We start from the raw sequence: 26,445 nt of genomic DNA, 5'->3' as shown, positions 1-26,445 counted from the left end.
AAGATGAAAACAGAAACGACCATTCAAGGATTATCAGCATCACTGAATCCTGCTCGATCAGCGCGTAAAATCATTGGTTTTGTACCAACGATGGGGAATTTACATGAAGGTCATTTAAATCTGGTTCGTGAAGCACGTAAGTTGTGTGATGTGGTGGTAGTTAGTATTTTTGTCAATCCGATCCAATTCGGACCAAATGAAGACTTTGATAACTATCCTCGCACATTAGAGCATGACAGCCACTTATTGGCTGAAGTGGGATGCGATATTGTTTTTGCGCCATCTGTTGAGCAAATGTATGGTAAATATCCACGATTGACCAATATTAGTGTTGGTGAAATTTCAGATGATTTATGTGGTTTACAACGTCCAGGTCATTTTGATGGCGTTGCTGTTGTGGTCACCAAGCTATTCAATATTGTACAACCCAATTTTGCATTCTTTGGGCAAAAAGATTATCAACAATTGGCTGTGATTAAACAGTTGGTTCGTGATTTGAATATGCCGATTGAAGTGATTGGTGTACCGATTGCTCGTGCTGAAGATGGTTTAGCTTTAAGTTCTCGTAATGGATATTTATCTGAGCAGGAACGCCAAACAGCTCCTGTTATCTTTAATTCTTTAACAACTGCTGCAGATGATCTACATGCGGGTAAAACACTTGTAAACGTGCTTCAACAGATTCGTCAAAGTCTGACTGATGCAGGATTAGTGGTGGATTATGTTGAAGCACGTAGCCCAACCTTACAAAAAGTTGAACAGTTCGACCAAGATGTTGTATTGTTTGTTGCAGCGAAATTAGGCAAAACCCGTCTGATTGACAATTTACAAGTGAAATATTCTGCATAAACTTTGCTTTTAGGATCGCTATGCCATGAAGCGTATACTTATCGTGACAGGACAATCTGGTTCAGGTAAATCCTCTGCTTTGCAGGTACTGGAAGATTTGGGTTATTACTGTATTGATAATTTGCCTCTGGCATTGCTTCCTGAAATTGTTGAAAAACTTGACCGAGAAAATAATTTAGAATTATTAGCGCTAGGTGTAGATGTTCGTAGTGCAAAAGAAGATTTACAAGGTTTTGATGATGTTTTTCAACAAATACAAAAACATGGCAGTGTAGATGTTATTTATTTAACGACCCGTGATCAGGAGTTAATTTCACGTTTTAGTGCATCTCGACGTCCTCATCCGCTTTCAAATCGTTTTCAAAGTTTAAATGAATGTATCCAAGAAGAAAAAAATCTATTGTTGCCGATTCAACTGCGGGCAACAGTACATATTGATACCACTGACAAAAGTGTACATGATTTAAAAGATACCTTATTGTCCAAACTGGGACAGTCCGATAAACTAATTTTAATTTTGCAATCTTTTGGATATAAACATGGTATTCCATTAGATGCAGATTTTGTTTTTGATGTAAGGCATTTGCCTAATCCACATTGGGATTTAGAGTTGCGTAAATATTCGGGTTTGGATGAACCTGTGCGTAATTTTTTAGAAGCCAGCGAGCAAGCAAATGAGATGTATCAAGACATCTATCAGTTTTTAAATAAGTGGTTGCCTGCTTTTGCGGAAGGTCATCGTCACTATATTACAGTGTCAATTGGCTGTACGGGCGGTCAACATCGTTCGGTTTATATTGTGGATCGGTTGAAAAAGGCTCTTGAGTCGAAATGGACCATTCAAGTATTACATAGAGAAATGAAGCACTGGTCATGATTGACACAACTGTTGACGTAATTAATAAATTAGGGTTACATGCGCGTGCATCTGGAAAACTCATCGAAGTCACTACCAAATTTAAATGTTCTATTCAAATTGGGAAAGGTGACAAGTTGGTTGATGCCAAGAATATCCTTTCTTTACTTATGCTGGGAGCTGGTAAAGGAACAACCTTGCGTTTAGTGATTGACGGTGTAGATGAAGAAAAAGCTTTGTCTGAAGTTCAAGCACTTTTTGCAGATAAATTTTACGAGGCAGAATAATCGTGGCACGTCGTCCGCAACGTTTTACTGAAGATGATTTTGAGTCTTTAGAAGGGCGTGCAAGTAAAACCGAACAGAAAAAAGCTGTACAACGTATGGCTGCTTTAGGTGAGCAACTCGCTGAGTTGTCAAAAAAACAAATTCAATCTTTACCTGTTGAAGAGCGCTTAATTGAGGCTTTATTGGATGTGCAGTTGATTACATCTTTTGAAGCCCGTCGTCGTCAATTTCAACGCATTGGAAAGCTTTTGCGTAATGAAGATGAAGCTGTAATTTTATCGTATTTAACGCCAAAACAAGGCGTTAAAAAGCTCGCACAGCTTGATCGTTGGGTTGAACGTATGATTGAACAACGTGACGCTGCAATTAAAGAGTTTTGTAAGTCTTATAATGCGGCAGAAGGGCATTCCTTACGTCAGCATGTATTACGCATTCACCGTGATATTACGCGTCAGGCTTCTGCTGAAGAATTAGCAGCTTCAAAACTGAAGTTGTTAAATTACGCTCAACAAGTGGCATTGATTTCAGACAATTCAAAGTAATTGAATCGCTAAAATAGAACAAACGATCCGAAAGGATCGTTTTTTTTATGAGAGATGAAATATGACTGATGCTTCGAGGAAAAATCCATTAGGGGGTATTTATATAGCCAATCTGATGAAAAGCTCATACCGTAAAAACAATTTCTCTTGATCAATAAAATTAATGTGATGAATATATTGTTGAATGATTGAAATCAAATCACTTGTATGAAAAATCAGGCGTTTTCGCTTTGTCTATAAAACAAAACCTGAATCTCAGTGCTGAGATTCAGGTTTTATGATCGGGATAATCAACAAGTTATGCCGTCTTATCCCACATATCTTTTATACTTTAGGTGGCATGGTCGGCATTGCACGGTCTGCTTTAAAATCGGGTTGAAATTTCACAACGCATTGACCAGCTAAAGTTTTATCACCGATTTTCACTTGAATGGCTTTTCCATTAGTCTGTCCAGCACAAGATTTTTGGATTGCATCCCATTGTGCTTTACGCTCTGCGCGTTTTTGCGCAAATTCCTGCTGAATTTGAGCACGCTGTTCTTCTGTCATATCTTTCATACGTGGTCCATCGTGACGCATCATACGTCCACGATCTTCTCCATCACGACGGAAATCATGTTTCATTTCTTTCATCGCTTTACGATCAGCTTTGAATACAATATTACATGTTCCATCAATACTTTGTTCACCAGCTTTGACCTGAACAGTTTGACCAATCGCTTTACCGTCACAGGCTTTTTGCATTTGCTGGCGCATCTCTTTATGTTGCGCACGCATTTTTTTCATTTCTTCACGTTGCTCAGGTGACATTTTATGATGTCCGCCATGCATCATTGGACGACCTTCTGGACCGTCTTTGGGACCTGGATTAGATTGACAGGCAGTTAAAGCCCCCATACTTAGAATACTTGCTGACAATAATGTGATTTTTGTGATCATTTTCATTGTTACTACTCCAATGAATGTTCTGTATATTTGTGGATACAGTAAAGATTAAATAATAATGATGTAGAAACAATGGAGAGTATTTTAAGCAAGTGTTGGGTACAATGTTGAAATGAGAAGAAAAACGAGAGATCAGTTTTGAAAATCCGCCGAGTCCCCATCGCTTTACGTTTATTTCTCACTGTGTTGTTGACGACATTAGTCATCACGACAGTGAGTTTGAGTGTATTGCATTGGACCATGCAGAAAAACTTTGCCAGATATGTTGCTGATGTCGAAATGCAAAAACTTGATCATTTGATTGAGAATTTGGCAGATGTTTATGGTGTATATCAAGACTGGGGCAATGCAGTTCAGGCGCAAATTTTACAAATCGAAGGTGATGCTGCACCAGATGATTACGACAAGTTATCGCGGTGGTGGTTACGTCGTCAGTACGATATTGCTTTGCAGCAACGTTATTTTAAAGAACATACGATGATGGCAACTTTGGGGCAGACCGAAGGTGCTACGCCAAAATCCCAATTAGACAAAGAAGAAATAAAAATTCTTGAAGAAAACTTGCCTTCAGCCTATCAACCTTTTGAAGGTTTGAAATTTCCGCTCAGTTCAAATCAAAACTTATTTAAACCTTCTGATCGCAAAGCTAAGCCCCCGATGGACAAAGGACATATCGCGGGAGGTCACGAAAACCCTCCTGCTGAAGGAAAAGAATCGTCTATGCGTGATCCAATGCGTATGGTTAGTCCAAAAAATGGCAAGAAGATGTTTGTATCCATGCCAGACCGTTTAGGATTGAGTTCACGTCTTTCTTTATATGATGCCAAACATCAGTTTGTATTGGGTGAGCCTTCAGATGATCAAGTCTCTTATCGCCCAATTATCGTCAATGAACAAGTGGTAGGTTACTTAGGACTTAAACCTGTTTTGGATGAAGATGATGCTTCGAGCATCAATTTCTTTAGTAGCCAAAAACGCTATTTGGTGCTGATCTATATTTTTACATTTTTGTCGAGTTTGGTTGCAGCATTACTTTTAGCGACCTATTTTAAAACGCCAATTCAACGCTTACTTAATGGCACGCGTGAACTCACCAAAGGTAATTTCCAGCATCAAGTTGCAATTAAACGAAATGATGAGCTTGGTGATTTATCTACAGAATTAAATCAATTGGCAGTGATTCTAGATCAGCATGAAACCTCTCGTCGACAATGGGTTGCAGATACTTCACACGAATTAAAAACACCATTGGCTGTATTACAAGCACAAATTGAAGCCATGCAGGATGGTATTCGTAAACCTACACCTGAACATTTTGCTGCGATGTTGCGTCAGGTGACGAGTTTGAAAAAACTCACTCAAGATTTGGCTGATTTAGCACAGGCAGAAGCACAGCAATTAAAATGTTATTTTGCAGAAGTTGATCCGTGGTCTGTGGTTTTGCAAGAGATTGATAATTTTAAACCAAAGTTTGAACAAGCCAATCTCAATGTCTCAGCAACAGGTGAGGGGGCGAAATTACAATTAGATATAGATCGTTTTAAGCAAATTATGGTCAACTTACTGGGGAATAGTATTCGTTATACTGAAGCGGGTGGTGAAGTTCAGGTACATACTGAACATGACGCTGAATCTTGGAGTGTGATTGTGGATGACAGCCCGCTTGGTTTGAGTGATGAACAGATTGCACGTTTAGGAGAGCGATTCTATCGTGTTGATGATTCACGTACGCGTAGTACAGGTGGCACAGGATTAGGCTTGGCTTTATCTGGTAAAATTGCGCAAGCACTGGGTGGACAATTAACTTTTGATCATTCACCTTTAGGCGGTTTGCGTTGCAAATTGACATTTTCAAAACATACGAAAGTTTAAAAGGAATAGCACAACATGAAACATATCATGCTGGTAGAAGATGAAGTTGAACTTGCGCAATTGGTGCGGGATTATCTAGAAGCGGCAGGCTTTGAAGTCAGTATGTTTCATGATGGTCAAGAAGCCTATGAAAGCTTTCAACAACGTAAGCCAAGCCTCATGGTTTTGGACTTGATGGTTCCTCGTATGGATGGTCTCACGATCTGTCGTAAAGTTCGTGAACAAACCGATCTGCCGATCATTATGGTCACAGCACGTACTGAAGAAATTGACCGTGTGTTGGGCTTAAATATGGGTGCTGATGACTACGTTTGTAAGCCATTTAGCCCTAAGGAATTGGTTGCACGTGTACAAGCTGTGTTACGTCGTTTAGAACGTAAAGCTGAACCTGAAGCCAATGATTTATTCCGGATTGATAAAGCACAACAACGCATCTGGTATCAACAAAAATCGTTGAATTTAACACCAACTGAGTTTCGTCTTTTAGAGCTTTTCCTCGAACATTTGGGGCAAGTCTATTCTAGAGCGCAACTTTTAGACCATATTAACCCAGATAGTTTTGATGTTGCCGACCGTGTTATTGATAGTCATATCAAGAACTTACGTCGTAAAATATCTGAAGCAGCGGAAACTGGAAATCGTCATGAATGGGTACAAGCTGTTTATGGTGTAGGCTATCGTTTTGAATATCCAGAAGATTAAGTTTTCGACATTTTAAGTTCATCGTTGTGGATAAACACAGGTTTATCCACAGATATTGTGGGTAAATGTTTATAAATGTAAAAAGTTATGTTTGAAAAATAAACATATAACTTTATATTTATTGATACATTCTAATTTTGACTGAATCGTGAATAGATAGAGGTTAGCTCTGTTGATCTAATGTGCGATCCAAAGCCCGCTAATTATTTAATGTGTTGATAAACCGCCAATACCTGCTTTTGGGCTTTGGTCAGGCTCTTGCTCACAAGCTCATAAGAGCCTTCAACCAAGTCTTGAATCAGATCAGCACTGATCTGTTCGCCTTCATAGACTGAAATCCAATGACGTTTATTCATATGGTAGCCCACCTGAATCGAGGGGTAGAGATCTCTCAACATTTCGCTATGATCAGGTTCAACTTTTAAATTAATCAGTTTTTTGCCATGCAGTTCAGAGCCTAACATAAACATTTTTCCCATCACTTTAAAAACAGGAACATCCTCACCAAAAGGATAGTCAAGTTCGGATTTAGGCAAATGTGACGCAATCTTAAATGCTAAAGTTCGGATTTCTTCACTAGTCATTATGTTCTCTTTTTAATTCAATTATGGGTAAATGCGAATCATGGTTCCATCATCCACCAGTTTCCAGATTTCATCCATATCAACATTTCTAACGGCAATACAGCCCCATGTCCAGTCATTTCGAGGTAAATAGTTCATTAAACTCGGCATTTTCTCGATTTGTGAAGTGGTTGCAGAACCGTGAATCATAATATCACCACCCGCGGAAACACCCAGCTGTTTGGCTTGTGCGAGATCTTGCTGGTTTGGATAAGACACATGCAGAGATTTATAAAAGGCACTATTCGGATTGCGCCAATCTAAAATATATTGTCCCTCAGGTGTTTTTCCATCACCTTCTTGTACTTTATGACCTTGGGGGGTAAAACCTAAGCGCATTGGATAGCTTTGAATTTTTTGATCATGGTGCATCAATTGGACAATGCGAGCAGACTTATAAACTTTAACCTCTGTAATCGGAGTGTTTTGACGAATAAGGGTGATGTCTTGCTGTGATAAATTTTTGACATGTATGGCAGCATTTGCTGTTGGAATAAATTGATTATATTTTTGATAGAACCATCCACCAGCGATCATCACAATGAAAATAGCAAAAATTGAAAAGAGATATTTTTTATTCATTTTAAATTACGGATGTTGTAAAGCAATGTATTGTCCAAATTTTACCCAAGTTAAACTGGGAAGCTGTAGTTGAATTGTGATTGTGGATTTATCCTGTGGATAAACACATGGTTATCCACAGAAATTGTGGGTAAGTATGACACTCTAAACATATCTAAGATGAGCAACTCACCATAACTTCAGGTAAATCACTTGCTAAAGGAGCCAAATCTGCAGCGGTTTCTAAATCAGTTTGACGTGTAAAAGGTTGGCTGAGTAACTTAAATAAACGATCAACTTCAGAAAAATCATCACGCTCAGCTAGTTCAATGGCTTTTTGAGCCATATGATTTCTTAAGATATAAACTGGATTGGCAAGTTTCATATTAGCATCCAATGCATCTAAATCTTGATGTTCACGAATACTTTCATATTGAGTCAAAAATAATTCAAATTGACGGCGATCTAGGCAATCATCTTGAATGGCTTCATACTGCTTATTTTGTAAACGTATAAAGCTATCGGTATAGTCAAGCTGTTCGCTTTGTAAAATTTTTAAAAAGCTCATACCGCAGTCAAAGCTGTCTTTGTGAAAGTTTGGAAGTCCAAGTTTTTGACATAGCCCATCTGTATAGTGCTTAAGAAAGGTAGGTTCAAAATCTTCTAAGCATTCGACCAAATCCTGTTTAAATTTTTCTTTTGTTTCAGGTTGAGCAAGTGGAATTAAATGATTTAACCAATTCCATAAGTTCCAATGTGCGATACTGGGTTGGTTTTGATAAGTGTAACGTCCATTGTAATCACTGTGGTTATTGATCCAGTTTGGACGGAATCGTTCCATAAAACCATAAGGACCAAAATCGAGAGTTGAACCTGTAATATTTAAATTATCAGTATTCATCACCCCATGCGCAAAGCCAACTAGTTGCCACTTGGCAATCATGATGGCTGTATTTTGAATCACTTTGCGTGCAAAAGCCAAGATATGATTTTCAGTGCCAGCTTGCTGAAGCTCCAAACACTCAGGATAATGCCATTCGATACATTTTTGGGTGAATTCTGGCAATAGGTCAGGTTGGTATTGGTTGATCCATTCAAAATGCCCTAAACGAATGTGACAATCTGATGTACGTAACATCATTGCACCAAGTTCAAGCTTCTCTCGCTGAACACCTTGAGTTGATGAGGTAAAACCTACCGCATTACTTGATGGGACACCAAGCGAATTTAAGGCATGACCTGCCAAATACTCACGAATGACTGAGCGAAGTACAGCTCGTCCATCGCCCATGCGAGAGTAGGGCGTAGAGCCTGCGCCTTTTAAATGCAGATCAATGGTTTGATGATGACGATTGAGAATTTGTGCAATCAACAAACCTCGCCCATCCCCCAATTGTCCAGCCCATTGACCAAACTGATGTCCTGCATAGACCATCGCTAAAGGATGGAATTCTGGGAATGTTTTTTGTCCACTGCAAATCTCCACCCACTGTGCTTTTTCTTCATCCGACCATTGTAATTCATCAGCGAGTGCAAGATTAAAATGTCCTGCTTTTGCACCTTTGAGCGGGTTGGGCATTTGCTCATGGTATAGTTTTGAATTCAACGTGGGATAACGAGGATTGAAGTACATAACAGTTGATCGCACTGGATAAATCATGACTTGATCAATATAGCAAAATTTTAATGCTGTGGGAGAATGTTGACTAATTTAGTCGACAATAAATAACTTTGCGCCTGATGTGGTTGAAGAACGATGTGCTTCCGCTTGATCTGCAACTTGATAACTCATACCAGCGGTTAAAGTAAATGTACGTCCATCTTCAAGTTCTGTATATAACTCACCCTCTAAACAAAAAAGGATATGACCTTTCAAGCACCAGTGATCTGCTAAATATCCTGCTGAGTACTCGACCATTCGAACACGAATTTGATCAAATTGTTGAGTTCGCCAAAGTGCAAAACCTTGTTCACCTTGGTGACGGGTGGTCGGAATCTCTGTCCAGTTGGTGATGCCAAAAGGGATATTATTGATCTGCATGTCAGTTGCTCGGTTTAGATTTAGATGGTTATAAAAATTAGGCAAAAGAAAAGCTCCAGTTGGAGCTTTTCTATTTATGTGGATTTTTACTGATTTGATGATCGATAGATTAAGAAACAACGTTCTTTTTAATACCGCGCATCAATGTTTCTAAACGCTCACGGTGGAAAGCCAATTTTTGCTCAACCAACTGAAAATCAACTTTAAGTTTGACATCCATTTGGTGAATTTTTTCCGCAACCGAGGCTTTTTTAGCTTGTAACTCTTGCTCTTTTAAAGCTGCCCAATCGTTTAATGTATGGGTGAAAGCTTCATATTCTTGAGAGACTTTTTGTTTCATTGCTAAAATGTCAGCATTTACATTGTGACCGTAAATTGCTAAGTCCTGTTCAGCATATTTAAACTTCATTGCTAATTCTGCTTTTTTAATATTAAAGCTCGGAATACGACGAAGATTTTTTGCTAAACCAATTTTAGAGCATGACCAAATCAACCATTTCGTCGGGTCATATTGCCACCATTTCACGCCATTACGATAATCGTATTGGAAAATATGGTGGTAGTTATGATAACCCTCACCCCATGTCGCAATGGCAAGCAGGAAGTTATCACGTGCAGTATTTTCATCTGTATAAGGACGTTTGCCCCACATATGACATAAAGAGTTAATAAAGAAGGTTACATGGTGGCTGATGATTAAGCGGAGTAAACCACCTAAGAGCAATACGCCCCACATGTCACCTACAGCCCAACCCAATGGAAGGAGAATAGCTGCGTGAACTGCAATGACCAATGGAATGTAATATTTGTCTTGGAACATCACCACTTTATCATTTAACAAATCTGGTGCATTTTTATAGTTTGATTCAGCAGCAGGATAGTTACGTAACATCCAGCCAATGTGTGCATACCAAAAGCCATTGTTAATTGAATATGGATCTTGATCAACATCATCGACATGACGGTGATGAGTACGGTGACCTGAAGCCCAGAACAAAATACTGTTTTGAACAGCAAATGTTCCCATAATCATCAGAATAATTTTAAGAGGTAGAGTCGCTTCATAAGCACGGTGTGCCCACAAGCGATGATAACCCGCAGTAATGCCTAAACTACTGAGACCGAGTAAAACGAATAAACTAATCCAAGCTGCCATACTAAAATCATGATGGTAGGCATACAATGGAATCGCAATTAATGCCACAAGTGGTAAAAATACCAGAGCAAAAACACCGATCCAATTTATTGGGGCTTTGGGTAGGGGAGCATTCATCTCCAACAGCACTCCTAAGAACCTTCATTAGGTAAAGTTAAACGCATAGCTTCAGCATTTTTCTAGGCTATACTTTCACGAATAGTATCATGAGCGAACAGATGTTCACTAGTATTAGTGTACATCTGTATTGTATAAAACAGTAACAGAATAAAACACAGATTTTAGCGATTTGATCGAAAAAAATGAATGATTAAAAAGTCGTACTTGATTGTCAAAAGTGCGTAAAAAATTTTACCCAGAATAAGTGCCACAACTTCATACTTGGTCGTGATTGAATGCACAAAAGTTTTGAGTTAAATCACTTCCAACACTGTAAAGAAAATCCGATTTTATGCGACTCAATTTATTTTAACCTGAGTTCGATGTAATTAAATCTTCAACTCATTGAAAAATAATAAATCTTTATGGGGGCTTGCTGCGTTTTCATCAAATTTTAGGATGAGGAGCGGAGCTCCGCAAGCGCAATCATCAATAGCGTTTCATTTATCTTGATCAATAAAATGAAAGCGATCAATAGATTGTTTGATGATCTAAAGCTTGCACTGCCACACTTTAGTGCTAAAGTTTAAATTGTTTTGCGTCGGCGATGCCTCACTTTTCAGAGATGAAAAGTGACAAAAATCTTTCGTTGAGCGAGGGGTACATCCTCATACCCCCGCTCAACATGGCGACATCCATGTCGCTTCACGATAGCAAGACCATCTATGAATCAAAAGTACAAAATAAATGAATCATCCAAATCACTTGTATGAATAATCAGGCGGTTTGGCTGTATCATCTTTTATCAAGGATTTTTATCGAACTCAGGTTATTTTAAATTATTGCAATTGACTTAATCCATTTTGCATCAGTTTTGGAAAATCAGTAATTAACCCTTGGATGCCTAAATCACGTAAATGTTGAGCACGTTGAATATCATTCACTGTCCAAACGCTGATATTCAAACCTGCTGCTTGAGTCGCTTGAACTATTGCATCGCTTGCCAACTGATTCATCCAGCCAATTTGGCAACAACCCAGTTCTAATGCCTGTTCAATGGCTTGTTCCTGAATGTCCTCTTCAATGAGTAAACCACGTTTAAATTCTGATTTTTGTTGCTGTAAAGCGTGGTGTATTTTTAAGTCAAAACTGGTAATGACCGCCGTATGTTTAAAATCTTTGAGCTGTTTCTGTAATTCAACAGTGAGCTTTTCAGCATCTTGTACGGTTTCAACAGCCTTTACTTCAACTTCAATATGTTCAAAATCATGCATGATATTTAAACTTTGCCTCAAAGTCGGTGTCATTTGTTTTTCCCAATCCATCCAGATATTGGCTTGGTTAAACGATGCGAGTTGTGCGCTGTCTAAAGGGTAAAGTGGTTGATCAATTCCTGTGGTTCTTAAGAAATTATCGTCATGCATGATAATGAGTTCATCATCTTTTAATTGTCGCACATCAAACTCAACCGCACGGATACCTAAGTCATGAATATATTGAAAGCCACCCAAGGTGTTTTCAGGTGCTTCGCCACGTGCACCACGATGTCCGATAATTCTCATAGAATAAACTCGATATTCAGATCATCGATCTCATCATAGAAGCCTAACCATTAGATTATTTTGACTGATGATGAAACTTTAATCTTTAACTGGAAATTTGTGTTTAGTCCTATTCTTTCAGTAGGACTAAACATGATCATACTGTCAAAAAATCATAGATGAATGGTCAAAGATAGTTAAATTGTATCGTTGATGTTCTTTTGCCAAAGTACTTCACTACCACCTTCTGCACGTTGTAATGTACGTGAGGCAACAAAGAGCCAATCGGACAAACGATTGAGTAATTGTAAGGCTGTGGCTTGAATATTTTGATCACGACTGTGTACAGTCATGAGGCTACGTTCAGCACGACGACATACTGCACGTGCTTGATGAGCATAACTACATGCCAAGGTGCCTGAAGGGAGAATAAACTCTTTTAGCATCGGCAAATCTTCATTCATTTTATCAATTTCATTTTCAAGAAATTCCACACAAACAGGTTGCAGCAAGTTGTAGTTGGGAATACAGACTTCACCCCCCAAATCAAACAGCCAGTGTTGAACTAAACTGAGCGATTTGTCCCAATGGGCTTTATCCGTAATATCACTGATTGAGATTTGTGAACGTAATACACCTACGATCGAATTGAGTTCATCCACATCACCTAAAGCGGTAATACGTAAGTCATCTTTAGGTACACGAGAGCCATCTCCTAATCCAGTGGTTCCCGAATCACCTGTACGGGTGTAAATTTTACTTAAGCGATGTCCCATGATTTTGTCCTAGATAAAATGAAAAGCTAAAGAATAAAAAAGGATAATGTCGGTCAAAACATTATCCATAAACTGCGCTGTTTTAGATATTTTTTTGAGTCTAGCTTTTAGTAACGGAAAGTTACCCCTGCTGATGCAAGACGACCACCGTTGATATAGTAATAACCATTACTATATGAAGTGGTTTTGTATTGGACGTCGCCAATATTTTGGATGTTTGTAAATAGTTTTATATTGGGATTCACATTCCAAAAGGCATTTACATCGACAGTAGCATAGCCTGAAATTGTACTGTTTTTAGGTCTAGATTTAGCAGAAAGCGATGTACTTATCCCATACACCTCGTTTTGTAAACCAGCTGTTAGTGTTAGACTTTGACGCGAACGACGACTCAAATCTTGATCTGTCTCTTTGTCTTTTGGTTGTACATAAGCATAAGAAAGATGAGTAAATAATTCATCATTTGCCCAATCTAGATTGAATTCACCACCCGTAAAAGTTGCTTTTTTGACATTGTATAATCTGCCTTCATATGTAACTGGATCTGTAACATAAGTGATCAAATCATCAACTTCATTACGATATGCAGATAGTCCTAAACTTAATTGATCGGTAATTTTTTGATCTAAACCAATCTCATAGGATACACTTTCTTCAGGTTTCAAATTAGGGTTTCCACCCCAACTGAGTGCATAGAGATCATTGTTCGTTGGAGCACGAAATGCTGTACCAATATTGGTATAAATACTTGTTGCAGGTAAAATTTGGTAGCGAGCTGCTGCTTGCCCAACTGTATGTGTGCCAAATGTTTCGTGATCTTCTACACGTAAACCTAATTGAGTGTGTAATTTATTTGATTGATATTGATGCTGTACAAAATAGCCAGTACTGTCAACATTTTTATTATAATCAACTCCGTAAGCACCACTACCTGAAAGGACATCAGATTTTATATTTTTAGTGGCTACGCCAGCTAAAATATTCTGACTTGGTGTAAATTGCCACTTACTATAAAGTTCAGCTTCTTTGGTTGTGTTATAGATAGCATCATGTGATTCATTTTGCTCTAAATCATCTTTAAATTGAGACAAACGCGCATTAACAGATACACTATCATTAACGTTCACACGACCTTTAATGTTGATGATTTCATTTTTAAAATCTTGAGAGAGATTTTTTAAACCAATTAAATTCCAATTCGCATCATTAATACCATCAATATAAGTTGCTGTACCTTGGTTTTGTGAATAGTCGACTGAAGCAGCATACTGTTCTTTTTCAACACCAAATTTTGCACTTAAGCCTTTTTGATCATATGAGCCTGTTTTTACATTGGTATTTTTAAAATCTGTAACTTGAGTGCCATCAGATTCTAAACGTTGCCCACGAATTTGTGCATAAAAGCCGTTTTCAGCCAGATCTGCACCAACCACAGATTTATAAGTATTTTGTTCGCCTATTTCACCAGTGATGAAAGCACCAGTTTTTTCAGGCGTTTTTGAAATCAGTTGTACAACACCACCAATTGCATCAGTTCCATATAAAACTGATGCTGGTCCTTTTAATACTTCAATTTGTTTAATATCTGTTGTATCAATAAAAGCCAATGAAGCAGAACCGGCAGAACCTGTATTTAAACGAACACCATCACGCAGTACTAATGTATGAGTCGAATTTGTACCACGTGTAAAGATAGACGCAGCTTGACCATAACCACCATATTGCATCATATCAATAGAAGCATCACTCATGAGTAAATGCGGTAGTTCTGCAATTGGAGATTGTTCAAGTATCTGTGGTTCTATAATTGAAATACGGGCAGGTACATTTTCAATCTTTTCTTCTGAGCGTGTAGCAGTGACAACAATTGTATTCAGCTTAGAATTCGCTTCTGAATTTGACGACGTTTCAGCAAATACAGTAGAAGATAGCCCCATCGCAATAGCGACAGCACCTACAAGTGCAGTAGGTTTAAAAATAACAGACATGATATGCTCCATACATCCACTCCCCGTGAATGATTGAGTTAAAGGGCACAACAAGCTGGTATCCGGACTTAAATATAGAATCTAAAACAATTCAGATTATTCCACCTTCCCACAAAACATTGCAGTGGTGTAAGCCATGAGACTTATAAAGAATAATATTTTCATTTTACCGTTGCGGGGGCAGTGTTGGATTTTCACCAACTTCCCAAAGCCTAAAGCTAGACTTGTTGCATTTGTGTGCAGTATAAAGTTTGTTAAGTGTATAAACAATGTAAAACAGATAATCCTATATAACTTTAACGCAAGTGAAGGAATTTGCTTTACAATGATTTGTCCAAAATATTGAAAAAATCAGTTTGATCTAAACAAATTCGAGTTCAAAACTATGCGTACCCGTGCCAAAATTTGTGGAATTACACGACCACAGGATATTCATGCTGCCGTAAATGCAGGTGTGGATGCGATTGGTTTTGTGTTTTATGAACCCAGCCCACGTTACGTGACAATTGAACAAGCACAACAACTCGCGCAACTCATTCCACCCTATATCAGTATTGTGGGCTTGTTTGTGAATGCTAGTGCAGAAGATATTGCACTAGTCTTAGCATCTGTCCCTTTAGATATTATTCAATTTCATGGGGATGAAACTGCACAACAATGCCAACAGATTGCCCAATATAATAAGCGTCGTTGGTATAAAGCAATTCAGATCAAACCTGACGCAGACAATTCAGCAATTATTACGACAATTCGACCATACCAACAGGCAGGCGCGAGTGCTATGCTTTTAGATGCATGGCATCCTGAATTGAAAGGGGGAACAGGGCACAGTTTTGATTGGTCGCAATTCCCTAAACTTGATATTCCTTTGATTTTGGCAGGTGGTTTAAAGCCTGAAAATGTTGAAAACGCCATACAAACGACTCAAGCCTATGCAGTCGATGTGAGCGGAGGCGTAGAGTCCGCAAAAGGTATTAAAGACCAACAACTCGTAGAACGATTTATGCAAGGAGTCCAACGTGGATCAGCAAAGTAATCAACAAAATAGTGTGATTGACTATACCCAATTCCCAGATCAAAACGGGCATTTTGGTATCCATGGCGGACGTTTTGTGTCAGAAACTTTAATGGCAGCTTTAGAGGATTTAGAGAAGCTCTATTTCCGTATGAAAGATGATGCTCAGTTTTTGGCAGAATTCGACCGTGATCTCGCTTATTATGTAGGACGCCCTAGTCCTTTGTATTATGCTGAACGATGGTCGAAAGAGTTGGGTGGTGCGCAGATTTATCTTAAACGTGAAGACTTGAATCATACAGGCTCGCACAAGGTCAACAATACCATCGGTCAGGCATTATTGGCGAAGCTTTCTGGAAAGAAACGTATTATTGCAGAAACAGGTGCGGGGCAACATGGTGTTGCAACAGCAACCATCGCAGCACGTTTAGGTCTCGAATGCGTTGTCTTTATGGGTGCTGAAGATGTTAAACGTCAGGCGATGAATGTCTATCGTATGCGTTTGCTCGGAGCAACTGTTGTTCCTGTAGAAAGTGGCTCTAAAACATTAAAAGATGCCATGAACGAAGCAATGCGAGATTGGGTCACCAATGTTGACTCAACTTATTATGTCATTGGTACAGTTGCAGGTCCGCATCCGTATCCACAATTGGTACGTGATTTTCAGTCGATTATAGGTCGTGAAGCACGTCAACAAATTCAACAGCAGGCAGGTCGTTTACCTGATGCCTTGGTTGCATGTGTGGGTGGTGGTTCAAATGCGATGGGCTTGTTCTACCCATTCTTAAATGATCCAGATGTGAAAATGTATGGCGTTGAAGCTGCAGGTCTAGGTGTAGAAACAGGTAAACATTCAGCACCACTTAATGCAGGTCACGTTGGCGTTCTACATGGTAACCGAACTTACTTAATGTCCGATGAACAAGGTCAAATTATTGAAACACATTCAATTTCAGCTGGTTTGGACTATCCAGGTGTAGGACCTGAACATAGTTTCTTGAAAGATATGCATCGTGTAAATTATGTGCCAATTAACGATACAGAAGCTTTACAAGGTTTCCGTGATTTGACCCATATTGAAGGAATTATTCCTGCATTGGAAAGTTCACATGCGATGGCTTATGTCACTAAGCTGGCACCAACGATGTCAAAAGATCAAATTATTATCGCAACTGTATCAGGTCGTGGTGATAAAGATTTAATGACTGTGGCGCGTATTGATGGTGTGGAAATGGTGGAAATGTAATTCATCATTTTTATTTGGAAAGCCTCTTTTATAAGGGGCTTTTTTATATCTTGATGGTAAGCACCCTATACACAGTATTTGGAATTTGCGCTCTTTTGCGCAAAATCTACTAAAAATAAAAGATCATGTTGGTTATGCATTTTTTACAAAAAATTCGGGCTGAAAACTTCCCTGAAAAAATTATCTGGGGATGGAAAGACACTTTTGCCGTTTCTATTCTCCCATTGATTGTTATAAATGGTCTTATTTTAGAAAAAATATTTGGAATCTCGATAGCTGTCAGTTTGGGCGATACTATTTTAAGAGGCGTACTGTTTATTTTAGTGTGCTGCTTATATAAGGATATGTTGTTTAGGCATTGGAAAAAATATCAACAGGCTTTTTGGCATTCAAGTATATTGGTTGTGGTGGGCGCAATATGCTTACAAGTGATTATCTCACTCACACGTCAATTTCTTCCTTTGTATGAAAGTCACGAACAAAGACCATTTATTGATCCTGAACAAATTGCTTTTCTGAGTTTGCTACTCATCAGCTTTGGACCTTTATTTACTGCACTTTTAGAAGATATCGTATTCCGCTATACCTTATTACAAAAACTATTTATTCAGCCGTGGTTATGGCGCATGATTTTGATCATGCTGAATTCGATTTTATTTGGTTTGATTCATTTTCATAATTTTGATGGGAACCTAGTCGCAACAATCAGCTTTATGAGTGCAGGATTATTTTTAAACTTGATCTACTTATGCACAAGAAATATATGGCATGTGTTGCTCATTCATTTTCTCAATAATGCGGTATTATCTGTGGGTGGGATTTTACTATTAAAACTTATTCAAACATTCACTTAGTTATTTAGTTGTTGCATATGTCTAGTTTATTTATCGTTATGTTGGGTGGTCGCCATGCACGTGCCAATACGGAAGTCCATGATGTCGTTTTGGCTGTTGGAGACACACTTGAAGAAATTTATCCTCAATTAAAAAATGCGTGGTTTGGTGAACAACAAGGTTTGCATATTGATGCTTGGCAAAAGCTACAAGTCATTGAGTTTGAAAATAAGACATATCAGATCCGTTTTAGTGATGCTCAACCGAATCTATTAGACGCTAAGTTGTGGTTAATTAACCTAGGTGGCTACGATGTAAATGAGTTTGGCGAGTTGCATCGTTATGTTCTTGTTGTCGCCCAAGATGCCAGTGAAGCAAAAAGCAAGGGCAAACAGCATTTTGCCAACCATTGGCAAAAGCAGCACACAGATCGAGTTTTAGATATCGATGATTGTATTGCCATTGATCATGTACATGGTCGCTATGTTGAATTGATTGAAGTAGATACGAAAACAGATTTAAGTCAATTCTGTGAAAGTACGTGGGAAAATACCTACTTGACGATTTAACAATAAACGCGATTTGATTCATCGAAATGGCGCAGTATTTCAGCCTTAGAAGATTAACAGTGGCTTAATTAGCAATAAACAATATAATTCTTTGCAGTACTTACGCATAAGCCTGTTGCTTATACAACATAGTCTCCGCAATGTTGAACATGAGACTGAATACAATGAGAACTCAAACAAAACACTGTGGAGTGTATGCAATGAGCGGATTATTAGATGAATTGGGTAAAATTGCAGGTGCTGTAATTGCTGAGCAAGGTGTTGATAAATTAGATCCTGATGCTGGATTTTTAGAAAAAGCGGCAGGTGCATTTGCAGGATATGAAGCTGCAAAAATTGCTGAAAATAAACTGGAAAATGATACTGAACAGCAAAGCTCGGATGACCAATCCTAAATTAGCTCTTTAAATCTTTATCTACGAGTGAATCCAAGAGATGATCATGTGTTTAACTCAAGTATTTAAATTGCTTCATGGTTAATCCTCTTTTAATAAGTCTTCAATCAGTTAAAAAGGGCATAGCATCTATGCTCTTTTTTTATTATCTTAAATAAAGATAAGTAATGAAGAAAAACATCAAATGCATTATAACGCTGAGGATATTAAGCGAAGTCTTGCCAATTCAATCCCTGGAGGATGCTTATCAATAAAACCGCTATAAAATATGGAAAAAAAGCATTTCTTTGATAGATCAATACTCGTTATATTGTCCATCGTTATAATGAAACTACTAGCTGTACGCCATGTATTTATATACTGATTTTGATCAGCAACTGATCAACGAACGTGTTGCACAATTCCGTGATCAAACGGAACGTTATTTAGCTGGAAAACTCACTGAAGATGAGTATCGTCCTTTACGCTTACAAAATGGTTTATACGTGCAGCGTTATGCGCCAATGCTACGTATCGCTGTACCTTACGGTTTAATGAATTCTAAACAATTGCGCAAAGTTGCTGAACTTGCTAAAGAATACGACCGTGGCTATGCGCATGTTTCAACACGTCAGAATATTCAGTTTAACTGGCCTGCACTGGAAAACGTTCCTGATATGCTTGAAGGTCTTGCTTCTGTTCAAATGCATGCCATTCAAACCTCAGGAAACTGTATTCGTAATACAACTACAGATCAATATGCTGGCGTTGTGGCTGGAGAAATTGCCGACCCACGCCCAACTTGTGAATTGATTCGTCAATGGTCGACATTCCATCCTGAATTTGCATTCTTACCACGTAAATTCAAAATTGCAGTGTCTGCACTTGAAGAAATTGATCGTGCTGCAACTTCATTCCATGATATCGGTGTGTATTTAACTCGCAATGAAGCGGGTGAATTGGGTTATAAAATCAAAGTTGGTGGCGGTTTAGGACGTACGCCGATCATTGGTTCGATGATTCGTGAATGGTTACCACGTGAAGATTTAATTGCATATTTGGAAGCAGTACTTCGTGTATATAACTTACATGGACGCCGTGACAATAAATACAAAGCACGTATTAAAATTTTGGTGAAAGCATTAACACCTGAAGTGTTTGCTGAAAAAGTGGAAGCTGAGTTTGCAGAAACCATCAAAACATTGAAAGTACAACCCGAGATCTTAGAAAAATTAGATCAAGAATTCATGCCGTTTGATTATCAAGATTATGCGGATGAAGACTTTAGTGCCTTATTTGCTGAATATCCAAAATTCAAGCATTGGTTCAATATCAATACCAATGCACATAAAGTGGCTGGTTATCGTATTGTCACCATTTCACTCAAACGTGCAGGTATTGCACCGGGTGATATGACTGTTGAAGAAATGAATTTGATTGCAGATCTTGCAGACAAATATACTTTTGGCGAGTTGCGTACTACGCACGAACAAAATATTTCATTGGTGGATGTTCCGCAAAAAGATTTATTTGAATTGTGGCAAGTTCTTGAAAAGAACAATTTGGCTCGTGCACATATTGGCTTTATTACCGATATTATTTGCTGTCCGGGTGGTGACTTCTGTTCTTTGGCGAATGCGAAATCAATTCCAATTTCTGAAGCGATTACACGCCGTTTTGATGATTTAGATACAGTTTATAATTTAGGTCATATTGACTTGAATATTTCAGGTTGTATGAATGCTTGTGGTCACCACCATGTCGGTAATATCGGTATTTTAGGTGTAGATAAAAAAGGTGCGGAATTCTATCAAATTACTTTGGGCGGAAACGCAGACCACGATGCTTCAATTGGTGACATTTTAGGACCATCATTTGCTGCGGAAGCTGTACCTGATATTATTGATGAAATTTTAAATACTTACCTTGATCTTCGTAATGAAGGTGAAGCATTTATTGAAACTTACCGCCGTGTCGGCATTAAACCATTTAAGGAGCGTGCATATGCTTAATACCGCACTTCAAGTCCTCTCTAAAGATGGCTCTATTGCAGACAATACTTATCAAATTATTGGTGAGGATGGTGTGTTACCTCAAGGTGATGTATTGTTGACTGTTGAACAGTTGGATCAGCTTGCCAATGTAACAGGTAAAAAAGCGCTATTGATCACTGTGGATGCTTCGCCAGAAACTAACCAGTTTCCGCTTGATCAGTTAGATGCAATCTTTATTGATTTTGCAGGGTTTAATGATGGTCGTGGTTATTCCTTTGCAGCATTATTGCGTCGCCAAGGTTACCAAGGTGAGCTTCGTGCAACTGGTGATGTATTTAAAGACGTTTTGAATTATATGAAGCGTTCAGGTTTTGATACCTTTGTAATTAAAGAAGGTAAAGATATTCAAGAAGCTGCTGCTGGTTTAGGTGATTTTACTCACCCTTATCAAGCCTCTACAGCAGTACCGAAAGCGCATTATCAAACCGGCGCTTGATTATTTTAAGCATTGATTTTGAATTAGAAAGCCGAACATATGTTCGGCTTTTTTCTGGATGATTGGTCGAATTATTAAACATGAATGCTTTCATGCCGACTAAAACTATGTTCAAAGTTAAATCAGGAATTTAAATTGATCGTTGCATTTTTGCAATGTTGTATGCTGTAAAAGTCGCTGTTTTACCGAATTGAAAGATCACATAATGAAATAAAGATTTATTATGGTGAATAAAATGCTCAATCAAACAACAGGTGATTTATCGTTACTCAAAGGTTGGAATGCAACTTTACCGAATACTGAAGTCATGCCTGTATTGTTTCTTGGGCATGGTTCTCCAATGAATGCCATTCAAACCAATGATTTTACACGTTCGTGGAATCGTATTGGTGCTGAAATGGAGACACAACCGACAGCAATTTTATGTATTTCTGCACATTGGCTTACACAGGGTGTTACAGCAGTTACTGCCATGCAACAACCAAAAACGATTCATGATTTTGGTGGCTTTCCTCAGGCACTATTTGATATGCAATATCCTGCTTCTGGAAATAAGGCACTGATTGAAGAAACAACTGCTGCGATTCATCGTGTTGAAGTTCATCATGATCATACGTGGGGCTTGGATCATGGAACATGGGCGGTGTTATGTCATGTATTTCCACAAGCCAATATTCCCGTCGTACAGTTGAGTATCGACTACAGTCAGGATGCACAATATCATTATGATTTGGCAAAAGAATTAGCTCAATTGCGCCGTAAAGGTGTTTTGATTGTTGCGAGTGGTAATTTGGTCCATAACCTTAGAAAAGTTGCTTTTGACAAATTTGATGGTCACTTTGGTTATGATTGGGCTTTAGAAGCAGATGCAAAAATGAAGAATTTTTTGTTAAGTCATAATCATCAAGCATTGATTGATTGGCAAAAGCAGGGTCCTGAATTTTTATTGTCGATTCCAACACCCGATCACTATTATCCAATGTTATATGCTTTAGGTTTACAGGAAGAAAATGATCAGCTGAGTATTTTTAATGATCAAGCCGTAGCAGGTTCTTTGACCATGACATCATTTAGGTTGGATCAAGCATAGTTTTTAAAATTCAAACCAAAAAAGGTGAATCGAGGGATTCACCTTTTTATTTATTCAAAGATTCTACTGGTTGTTGAGGTTTACTCAAGATAAAATTTGCCGATGATGATTTGAACTAAAACGACAATGTCTTTCTTACTTGCAAAAATTAATCCTGGGGTATTTTGGTTGTTAATCGCAATTGCGACTGATGTTCTATCCACATTTTATTCTGCTAAAGGCAATGGTTTGGTCAATAAATTTGATCAAGGCATCGCTCTAGTTTTGTATATCATTTCTTTTGCATGTGCGGCTTATGCGTTGAAATTTATGCAAGCTGGAATTCTATATGTTTTATGGTCTGGGCTTGGGGTGATTGCCACTGCGTTATTAGCCAAGACATTTTTAGGTCAAAATATTGATTTTGCTGGCTGGGTCGGGATTGCTTTTATTACTGTTGGTCTCACAATTATTGCGCAATTTTCCAATATTGATGTCTAAAGCTTAACCATAGCTTAGACATCAGTGGGTGAATGCAAAATTTAAAAAAGTGGTGAATTAATAAACTTATAAAAAAATGCTGTGCCCAGAGAAGGTTCTAAAAGTAATGGGAATAAGAAACCATAGATTGCACCAGTAATATGAGCACGATGGTCAATCAGTGGTGAATGCCCAGAACGAATCGCATACATGCTATAGCACAAATATATTGTTCCAAAAATAATTGCGGGAACAGGTAAAATATAGATATAGATCATGCCCCAAGGATTAAATAAGATCGAACTAAACAGTACTGCATTGACAGCACCTGAGGCGCCTAAACTTCGATAAGAGTTTAAATTCCGATGATGCAAATAGCTTGGAATAGCAGCAATAATGATGGCGCTACAATAAAATAAGACAAAGCCCATACCACTTAAATAACCACGGAAAAACCATTCAATATTTCGTCCAAAGAAATACAAGGTAAACATATTAAAGAATAAATGCATACCATCATTGTGGATGAAACCATGTGTTAAAAAGCGATCATATTGACCATGCTTAATTGCTGAAATATTGAAAATCAAACGATTCATGACATGGCGTTGTTGCCAAGCAATGATAGAAATTGCAATCGTGATGAGAATAATCAGAAGTGTATGGGTAAGCCCTGTGATCATATTTGTTATAAATGATGTCGTTTTCTTGAGTGAACTATAGCCTATATCATGTCGAATCAATAGGCTATATTTTAATGAGATGATTAGGGGCTGTGGGCAATTCGTCTATGTTTGCGACTAGGTGTGTTTTTTAGGCGATTCTAGGCGCGAAATACGAAATTTAGTCATTCTAAATGTGTAGTTCGTAACGACGAAGCGACAAAAAACACGCTAGTCCCTGCTGCGCCTTGCGCTGCAAACAAAGCAGTGCTTTGTTCTTGCTCAGGGTTGTGGTTAAAATTATCTCAGGCTACGTTATGAAACTTAAAAATAGTCTCGCTATTCTCTTCATTTCCTTGCGGAGTATACTCCTCATGCCTGCTCAATTTTAACTTACAACGCAAGCCATTTATGAAATGTCCACAGCCCCTAAACTTCATTGAGTTGGCAGTTTACCATCCATCGAATACCAAACTGATCTGTGAAAGCGCCATATAGAGCACCCCAAAACGTTTTATCCAAAGCCATTTCAATCTGACCATTGGCAGAGAGTGCTGTAAATAATCGTTGAGCTTCATCCGCTTCATGTGCTTCTAAATTAATCGAAATATAATGATTAGTTCCTTTGCTGAATGGAGCACTATTTGGTGCACAGAACTGTTCAGTTGTATCCGAGCCCATCAATACAGTAAAGTCATTAATGGGCAAAGAAACGTGCAAAATATAATTTTTCTCTTGTTCAGGGACTTGGACATCAGGCAATTCTGAATAGCGCTTTAAAAAAGAGAAATCTCCACCAAAAACCGACTTATAAAAGTTAAAAGCGGCTTCTGTTTGACCTTCAAAATTTAAATAATGATTGAGTTGCATTGTGCTTGTGTCCATTTTGTTGTTTTGAAGTGACTAATTTATCAGCTCATTGTTTAAAAATTGATGAAGGTTTTGTAATTGGACAGATGAATGCTTGATACCAAGGATTCATCTGTCCATTGAGCTTTAAAGCTGTTTATCTTGTTTTTGCTCTAACTTTAAATCTTGTTGATTGGCATATCCATCAATGTCTGCATCTTGCAGTGGTTCATTTGGATTTGGACGATCCACAAAACCAATTTTAGGCACAGGAATCTCAATTTGATTTTCGACAAAACGATTACGGATCAGCTCATGAATTTCATCTTTAACTTGTAGATAGTTGGCTTGCATACACCAAAGTGCAAATAAAATTTCAATGGATGATTCACCAAACGCGGATACAGTTACACGTGGTTTAGGATCTGCCAAAACCAATGGGTAATCGTTGGCGACCTCAATCAATACTTCACGGACTTTGTTAATATTTTCATTAAAATTAATTGCTACCGTGATCGACAATCGTCGTATCGGGAATTTTGATAGATTATGGACTGGTGCCCGAATCAGTTGCTCATTGGGTAGGCGTACATAAACATTGTCCATGGTTAAAAGTTTCACAGACAAAAGGTCAATCGAAATCACTTCACCTTCAATCGTATGCCCACGAATGAGGGTGATTTGGATTGTATCACCGACTTCAAAAGAACCTTCACCGATTAAAAATAATCCACTGATCAAGTTAGATGCTGAGGTTTGTGAGGCGAAACCCAGTGCTACGGTCAAAATCCCTGCTGCACCTAAAAATACACTGAGTTTAAATCCTGCTTCTTTTAAACTGGCAATTACAAACAGCAAGAAAATAAAATAAAAAATACCTCTACGCCACACCAAACGTTGATGTGCATTAAAACGTGCACCTATAGTTCGAATAAAAGTATTGGAAATAACACGCGCCAGTACAAAGCCAACAAAGCAGAGAATCAGTGCAACGGCAATTTCACTTAAACGATCTAAATTTACATTGGTGAAAATGCCTTTTAAGCTGTCCGCGATATCTTTGGGAATATTGGATTGAGCCATTGTTTACCTCATCCCTTAGAAAAATGAATCAAACATGTTAAATAATGCGCCACCCGGTGAACGTGGTGGATGAACATAAATCACTTCTCCAGCCAGTGGTGGGGTACGATTTTCAATTCTAACGCGAGCTGGGCGATCATTGCCTTCATAAATGACCTTAATTTGTGAGGTCCATAGACGACCTGTACTTTCACTATAAAATAAAGGCAATGCAGGAACAGGCACATTCATCCGATCAAAGCGTAATTGATGACTGCTGACATTGTGAAAATCAATCGGGGTAACAGCACGAAAAGCACGGGGGCGCAATAAATTCAATTCTGTACGACCATCGACTGAGGTCGCATAACACATTTCACCTGTACGGTGATCTGGGCCAAACCATGTATCCTTAGGCAAAATCACAGGAATATCAAATAGTGGCTCTTTCTGTGCCTGAACAAAGCCTGAAATCCATAAGGGGGTACTGATATAAAGCGTACCACGTTGTCCTGCTGGAATATAAATAGGATCGACAGGACGAATAACTACAGAACGGTCAGCCAATCGGGGCATTAGCTGAAATGTTTTGTGGGTTTCTCTAAACATGTAGCGCTCAACATGCACGGGTTCAGGAAAACCAAAATTCACATCATGAATTTTATGCCATTGCTGTTCATAGTCGTACTGGAAGTGTGGGCGATAGTATTCTAAACGCCATTCTTGTAAACCACGTGTAATGCGCATCATCATTGAACCAAATTGCCATGCTTTGGATTGGTTCAATTCAAAATTTTGTTCTCCCCACCATTTTAAGTCAGGGAGTTCTGGTTCAAGATGGTCTTTCTTTTTAGACAAAAGTGTTCATCCTATTCATAAAATCATCATCAAATCTTTAACAAACAGACTTCACGCTGTCATGTGCATAGAGTACACTCAAAGCAATTTAAATGATTAA

General features: G+C 38.4%; 28 protein-coding genes and 1 riboswitch. Of the genes, 15 read left to right on the top strand and 13 right to left on the bottom strand.

The window, feature by feature from the left end:
• The first annotated feature begins 3 nt into the window (after positions 1 to 3).
• From panC to yjgA, 4 genes are read left to right on the top strand one after another with little or no spacing between them, the layout of a single operon-like run.
• Complete coding sequence (panC, locus tag TOL5_RS18445; protein WP_151780509.1) at positions 4 to 849, top strand: pantoate--beta-alanine ligase; 846 nt, start codon at positions 4 to 6, stop codon at positions 847 to 849.
• 25 nt (positions 850 to 874) lie between these two features.
• Positions 875 to 1,726 (top strand): RNase adapter RapZ, encoded by an 852-nt coding sequence (gene rapZ, locus TOL5_RS18440; protein WP_009584383.1) that lies wholly within the window; start codon positions 875 to 877, stop codon positions 1,724 to 1,726.
• On the top strand, positions 1,723 to 1,992 hold the full coding sequence (locus tag TOL5_RS18435; RefSeq protein ID WP_004824976.1) for an HPr family phosphocarrier protein: 270 nt from the start codon (positions 1,723 to 1,725) through the stop codon (positions 1,990 to 1,992). The genes rapZ and TOL5_RS18435 overlap by 4 nt, the downstream gene beginning before the upstream one ends.
• 2 nt (positions 1,993 to 1,994) lie before the next feature.
• Positions 1,995 to 2,534 (top strand): ribosome biogenesis factor YjgA, encoded by a 540-nt coding sequence (gene yjgA / locus TOL5_RS18430; protein WP_151780508.1) that lies wholly within the window; start codon positions 1,995 to 1,997, stop codon positions 2,532 to 2,534.
• 324 nt (positions 2,535 to 2,858) lie between these two features.
• On the opposite strand, the gene TOL5_RS18425 is transcribed toward yjgA, so the two are convergent.
• Positions 2,859 to 3,479 (bottom strand): hypothetical protein, encoded by a 621-nt coding sequence (locus tag TOL5_RS18425; RefSeq protein WP_151713245.1) that lies wholly within the window; start codon positions 3,477 to 3,479, stop codon positions 2,859 to 2,861.
• A 138-nt stretch (positions 3,480 to 3,617) separates the two neighbouring features.
• On the opposite strand from TOL5_RS18425, the gene baeS reads away from it, so the two are divergent.
• A complete protein-coding gene (baeS, locus tag TOL5_RS18420; RefSeq protein WP_151780507.1) occupies positions 3,618 to 5,351 on the top strand; it encodes a sensor histidine kinase efflux regulator BaeS in 1,734 nt (577 codons plus the stop codon).
• 15 nt (positions 5,352 to 5,366) lie between these two features.
• Complete coding sequence (locus TOL5_RS18415) at positions 5,367 to 6,053, top strand: response regulator (protein WP_004824972.1); 687 nt, start codon at positions 5,367 to 5,369, stop codon at positions 6,051 to 6,053.
• 203 nt (positions 6,054 to 6,256) lie between these two features.
• Here the strand turns inward: TOL5_RS18415 and TOL5_RS18410 are convergent, their stop codons facing one another.
• From TOL5_RS18410 to TOL5_RS18375, 8 genes are all read right to left on the bottom strand, one after another.
• The gene (locus tag TOL5_RS18410; protein ID WP_151780506.1) at positions 6,257 to 6,637 is read right to left on the bottom strand and encodes an MmcQ/YjbR family DNA-binding protein; all 381 of its coding nucleotides are present in this window, start codon (positions 6,635 to 6,637) and stop codon (positions 6,257 to 6,259) included.
• Between the two features lie 21 nt (positions 6,638 to 6,658).
• The gene (locus TOL5_RS18405) at positions 6,659 to 7,258 is read right to left on the bottom strand and encodes a L,D-transpeptidase family protein (RefSeq protein ID WP_004824970.1); all 600 of its coding nucleotides are present in this window, start codon (positions 7,256 to 7,258) and stop codon (positions 6,659 to 6,661) included.
• A gap of 154 nt (positions 7,259 to 7,412) precedes the next feature.
• Positions 7,413 to 8,870, bottom strand: a complete 1,458-nt coding sequence (locus tag TOL5_RS18400; RefSeq protein WP_151779327.1) for a protein adenylyltransferase SelO — start codon at positions 8,868 to 8,870, stop codon at positions 7,413 to 7,415.
• Positions 8,871 to 8,948: 78 nt separating this feature from the next.
• The gene (locus TOL5_RS18395; protein ID WP_042090346.1) at positions 8,949 to 9,278 is read right to left on the bottom strand and encodes a DHCW motif cupin fold protein; all 330 of its coding nucleotides are present in this window, start codon (positions 9,276 to 9,278) and stop codon (positions 8,949 to 8,951) included.
• 109 nt (positions 9,279 to 9,387) lie between these two features.
• Complete coding sequence (locus TOL5_RS18390; protein ID WP_004824966.1) at positions 9,388 to 10,551, bottom strand: acyl-CoA desaturase; 1,164 nt, start codon at positions 10,549 to 10,551, stop codon at positions 9,388 to 9,390.
• An 821-nt stretch (positions 10,552 to 11,372) separates the two neighbouring features.
• Positions 11,373 to 12,095 (bottom strand): glycerophosphodiester phosphodiesterase, encoded by a 723-nt coding sequence (locus TOL5_RS18385; protein ID WP_151780505.1) that lies wholly within the window; start codon positions 12,093 to 12,095, stop codon positions 11,373 to 11,375.
• Positions 12,096 to 12,271: 176 nt separating this feature from the next.
• Positions 12,272 to 12,850 carry a cob(I)yrinic acid a,c-diamide adenosyltransferase gene (locus tag TOL5_RS18380; RefSeq protein ID WP_042090351.1) on the bottom strand — a complete coding sequence of 193 codons (579 nt, stop codon included), beginning with the start codon at positions 12,848 to 12,850 and terminating at the stop codon, positions 12,272 to 12,274.
• Positions 12,851 to 12,957: 107 nt separating this feature from the next.
• A complete protein-coding gene (locus TOL5_RS18375) occupies positions 12,958 to 14,838 on the bottom strand; it encodes a TonB-dependent receptor plug domain-containing protein (RefSeq protein WP_151780504.1) in 1,881 nt (626 codons plus the stop codon).
• 35 nt (positions 14,839 to 14,873) lie between these two features.
• Positions 14,874 to 15,081: riboswitch (cobalamin riboswitch) on the bottom strand.
• 142 nt (positions 15,082 to 15,223) lie between these two features.
• Here TOL5_RS18375 and TOL5_RS18370 point away from each other — a divergent pair.
• The 9 genes from TOL5_RS18370 (at position 15,224) to TOL5_RS18330 (ending at position 22,935) form a co-directional block, all read left to right on the top strand.
• On the top strand, positions 15,224 to 15,874 hold the full coding sequence (locus TOL5_RS18370; RefSeq protein WP_005033821.1) for a phosphoribosylanthranilate isomerase: 651 nt from the start codon (positions 15,224 to 15,226) through the stop codon (positions 15,872 to 15,874).
• Complete coding sequence (gene trpB, locus TOL5_RS18365; protein WP_004824961.1) at positions 15,858 to 17,099, top strand: tryptophan synthase subunit beta; 1,242 nt, start codon at positions 15,858 to 15,860, stop codon at positions 17,097 to 17,099. Before TOL5_RS18370 ends, trpB begins: the two co-directional genes overlap by 17 nt.
• Before the next feature lie 134 nt (positions 17,100 to 17,233).
• Positions 17,234 to 17,953: a CPBP family intramembrane glutamic endopeptidase gene (locus TOL5_RS18360; RefSeq protein WP_151780503.1), complete on the top strand. Its 720-nt coding sequence runs from the start codon at positions 17,234 to 17,236 to the stop codon at positions 17,951 to 17,953.
• A 17-nt stretch (positions 17,954 to 17,970) separates the two neighbouring features.
• On the top strand, positions 17,971 to 18,501 hold the full coding sequence (locus tag TOL5_RS18355) for a DUF1543 domain-containing protein (RefSeq protein WP_004824958.1): 531 nt from the start codon (positions 17,971 to 17,973) through the stop codon (positions 18,499 to 18,501).
• A 200-nt stretch (positions 18,502 to 18,701) separates the two neighbouring features.
• Positions 18,702 to 18,896: a hypothetical protein gene (locus TOL5_RS18350; protein ID WP_004824957.1), complete on the top strand. Its 195-nt coding sequence runs from the start codon at positions 18,702 to 18,704 to the stop codon at positions 18,894 to 18,896.
• Between the two features lie 347 nt (positions 18,897 to 19,243).
• Positions 19,244 to 20,887 carry a nitrite/sulfite reductase gene (locus TOL5_RS18345; protein WP_004824956.1) on the top strand — a complete coding sequence of 548 codons (1,644 nt, stop codon included), beginning with the start codon at positions 19,244 to 19,246 and terminating at the stop codon, positions 20,885 to 20,887.
• Positions 20,880 to 21,365 carry a DUF934 domain-containing protein gene (locus tag TOL5_RS18340; protein WP_004824955.1) on the top strand — a complete coding sequence of 162 codons (486 nt, stop codon included), beginning with the start codon at positions 20,880 to 20,882 and terminating at the stop codon, positions 21,363 to 21,365. The genes TOL5_RS18345 and TOL5_RS18340 overlap by 8 nt, the downstream gene beginning before the upstream one ends.
• Before the next feature lie 223 nt (positions 21,366 to 21,588).
• The gene (ygiD, locus tag TOL5_RS18335) at positions 21,589 to 22,455 is read left to right on the top strand and encodes a 4,5-DOPA dioxygenase extradiol (protein WP_046759939.1); all 867 of its coding nucleotides are present in this window, start codon (positions 21,589 to 21,591) and stop codon (positions 22,453 to 22,455) included.
• Positions 22,456 to 22,581: 126 nt separating this feature from the next.
• Complete coding sequence (locus tag TOL5_RS18330) at positions 22,582 to 22,935, top strand: DMT family transporter (protein ID WP_004824952.1); 354 nt, start codon at positions 22,582 to 22,584, stop codon at positions 22,933 to 22,935.
• Positions 22,936 to 22,976: 41 nt separating this feature from the next.
• On the opposite strand, the gene TOL5_RS18325 is transcribed toward TOL5_RS18330, so the two are convergent.
• The 4 genes from TOL5_RS18325 to TOL5_RS18310 all read right to left on the bottom strand — a co-directional run bounded on the left by TOL5_RS18325 (position 22,977) and on the right by TOL5_RS18310 (position 26,345).
• Positions 22,977 to 23,597, bottom strand: coding sequence for a rhomboid family intramembrane serine protease (locus tag TOL5_RS18325; protein WP_004824951.1), 621 nt, complete (start codon positions 23,595 to 23,597; stop codon positions 22,977 to 22,979).
• Between the two features lie 408 nt (positions 23,598 to 24,005).
• Entirely contained in the window at positions 24,006 to 24,446 is a 441-nt protein-coding gene (locus TOL5_RS18320) for a VOC family protein (RefSeq protein WP_004824950.1), read from the bottom strand.
• Between the two features lie 126 nt (positions 24,447 to 24,572).
• Positions 24,573 to 25,508 carry a mechanosensitive ion channel family protein gene (locus tag TOL5_RS18315; RefSeq protein ID WP_046759938.1) on the bottom strand — a complete coding sequence of 312 codons (936 nt, stop codon included), beginning with the start codon at positions 25,506 to 25,508 and terminating at the stop codon, positions 24,573 to 24,575.
• A gap of 15 nt (positions 25,509 to 25,523) precedes the next feature.
• Positions 25,524 to 26,345 (bottom strand): hypothetical protein, encoded by an 822-nt coding sequence (locus TOL5_RS18310; RefSeq protein WP_004824948.1) that lies wholly within the window; start codon positions 26,343 to 26,345, stop codon positions 25,524 to 25,526.
• Between the last annotated feature and the right edge of the window lie 100 nt (positions 26,346 to 26,445).

This window comes from Acinetobacter sp. Tol 5, assembly GCF_019702905.1.
GTDB lineage: Bacteria > Pseudomonadota > Gammaproteobacteria > Pseudomonadales > Moraxellaceae > Acinetobacter > Acinetobacter bereziniae.
The sequence above is the reverse complement of the archived record's forward strand: the minus strand, read 5'-3'. Positions and strand labels throughout refer to the sequence as shown.

Excerpts from the sequence above, each read along its gene's own strand:
- panC (WP_151780509.1), top strand. The coding sequence starts at position 4 with ATGAAAACAGAAACGACCATTCAAGGATTATCAGCATCACTGAATCCT.
- rapZ (WP_009584383.1), top strand. The coding sequence starts at position 875 with ATGAAGCGTATACTTATCGTGACAGGACAATCTGGTTCAGGTAAATCC.
- TOL5_RS18435 (WP_004824976.1), top strand. The coding sequence starts at position 1,723 with ATGATTGACACAACTGTTGACGTAATTAATAAATTAGGGTTACATGCG.
- TOL5_RS18425 (WP_151713245.1), bottom strand. The coding sequence starts at position 3,479 with ATGAAAATGATCACAAAAATCACATTATTGTCAGCAAGTATTCTAAGT.
- TOL5_RS18415 (WP_004824972.1), top strand. The coding sequence starts at position 5,367 with ATGAAACATATCATGCTGGTAGAAGATGAAGTTGAACTTGCGCAATTG.
- TOL5_RS18410 (WP_151780506.1), bottom strand. The coding sequence starts at position 6,637 with ATGACTAGTGAAGAAATCCGAACTTTAGCATTTAAGATTGCGTCACAT.
- TOL5_RS18405 (WP_004824970.1), bottom strand. The coding sequence starts at position 7,258 with ATGAATAAAAAATATCTCTTTTCAATTTTTGCTATTTTCATTGTGATG.
- TOL5_RS18400 (WP_151779327.1), bottom strand. The coding sequence starts at position 8,870 with ATGTACTTCAATCCTCGTTATCCCACGTTGAATTCAAAACTATACCAT.
- TOL5_RS18395 (WP_042090346.1), bottom strand. The coding sequence starts at position 9,278 with ATGCAGATCAATAATATCCCTTTTGGCATCACCAACTGGACAGAGATT.
- TOL5_RS18390 (WP_004824966.1), bottom strand. The coding sequence starts at position 10,551 with ATGAATGCTCCCCTACCCAAAGCCCCAATAAATTGGATCGGTGTTTTT.
- TOL5_RS18385 (WP_151780505.1), bottom strand. The coding sequence starts at position 12,095 with ATGAGAATTATCGGACATCGTGGTGCACGTGGCGAAGCACCTGAAAAC.
- TOL5_RS18380 (WP_042090351.1), bottom strand. The coding sequence starts at position 12,850 with ATGGGACATCGCTTAAGTAAAATTTACACCCGTACAGGTGATTCGGGA.
- TOL5_RS18375 (WP_151780504.1), bottom strand. The coding sequence starts at position 14,838 with ATGTCTGTTATTTTTAAACCTACTGCACTTGTAGGTGCTGTCGCTATT.
- TOL5_RS18370 (WP_005033821.1), top strand. The coding sequence starts at position 15,224 with ATGCGTACCCGTGCCAAAATTTGTGGAATTACACGACCACAGGATATT.
- TOL5_RS18360 (WP_151780503.1), top strand. The coding sequence starts at position 17,234 with ATGCATTTTTTACAAAAAATTCGGGCTGAAAACTTCCCTGAAAAAATT.
- TOL5_RS18355 (WP_004824958.1), top strand. The coding sequence starts at position 17,971 with ATGTCTAGTTTATTTATCGTTATGTTGGGTGGTCGCCATGCACGTGCC.
- TOL5_RS18350 (WP_004824957.1), top strand. The coding sequence starts at position 18,702 with ATGAGCGGATTATTAGATGAATTGGGTAAAATTGCAGGTGCTGTAATT.
- TOL5_RS18345 (WP_004824956.1), top strand. The coding sequence starts at position 19,244 with ATGTATTTATATACTGATTTTGATCAGCAACTGATCAACGAACGTGTT.
- TOL5_RS18340 (WP_004824955.1), top strand. The coding sequence starts at position 20,880 with ATGCTTAATACCGCACTTCAAGTCCTCTCTAAAGATGGCTCTATTGCA.
- ygiD (WP_046759939.1), top strand. The coding sequence starts at position 21,589 with ATGGTGAATAAAATGCTCAATCAAACAACAGGTGATTTATCGTTACTC.
- TOL5_RS18330 (WP_004824952.1), top strand. The coding sequence starts at position 22,582 with ATGTCTTTCTTACTTGCAAAAATTAATCCTGGGGTATTTTGGTTGTTA.
- TOL5_RS18325 (WP_004824951.1), bottom strand. The coding sequence starts at position 23,597 with ATGATCACAGGGCTTACCCATACACTTCTGATTATTCTCATCACGATT.
- TOL5_RS18320 (WP_004824950.1), bottom strand. The coding sequence starts at position 24,446 with ATGCAACTCAATCATTATTTAAATTTTGAAGGTCAAACAGAAGCCGCT.
- TOL5_RS18315 (WP_046759938.1), bottom strand. The coding sequence starts at position 25,508 with ATGGCTCAATCCAATATTCCCAAAGATATCGCGGACAGCTTAAAAGGC.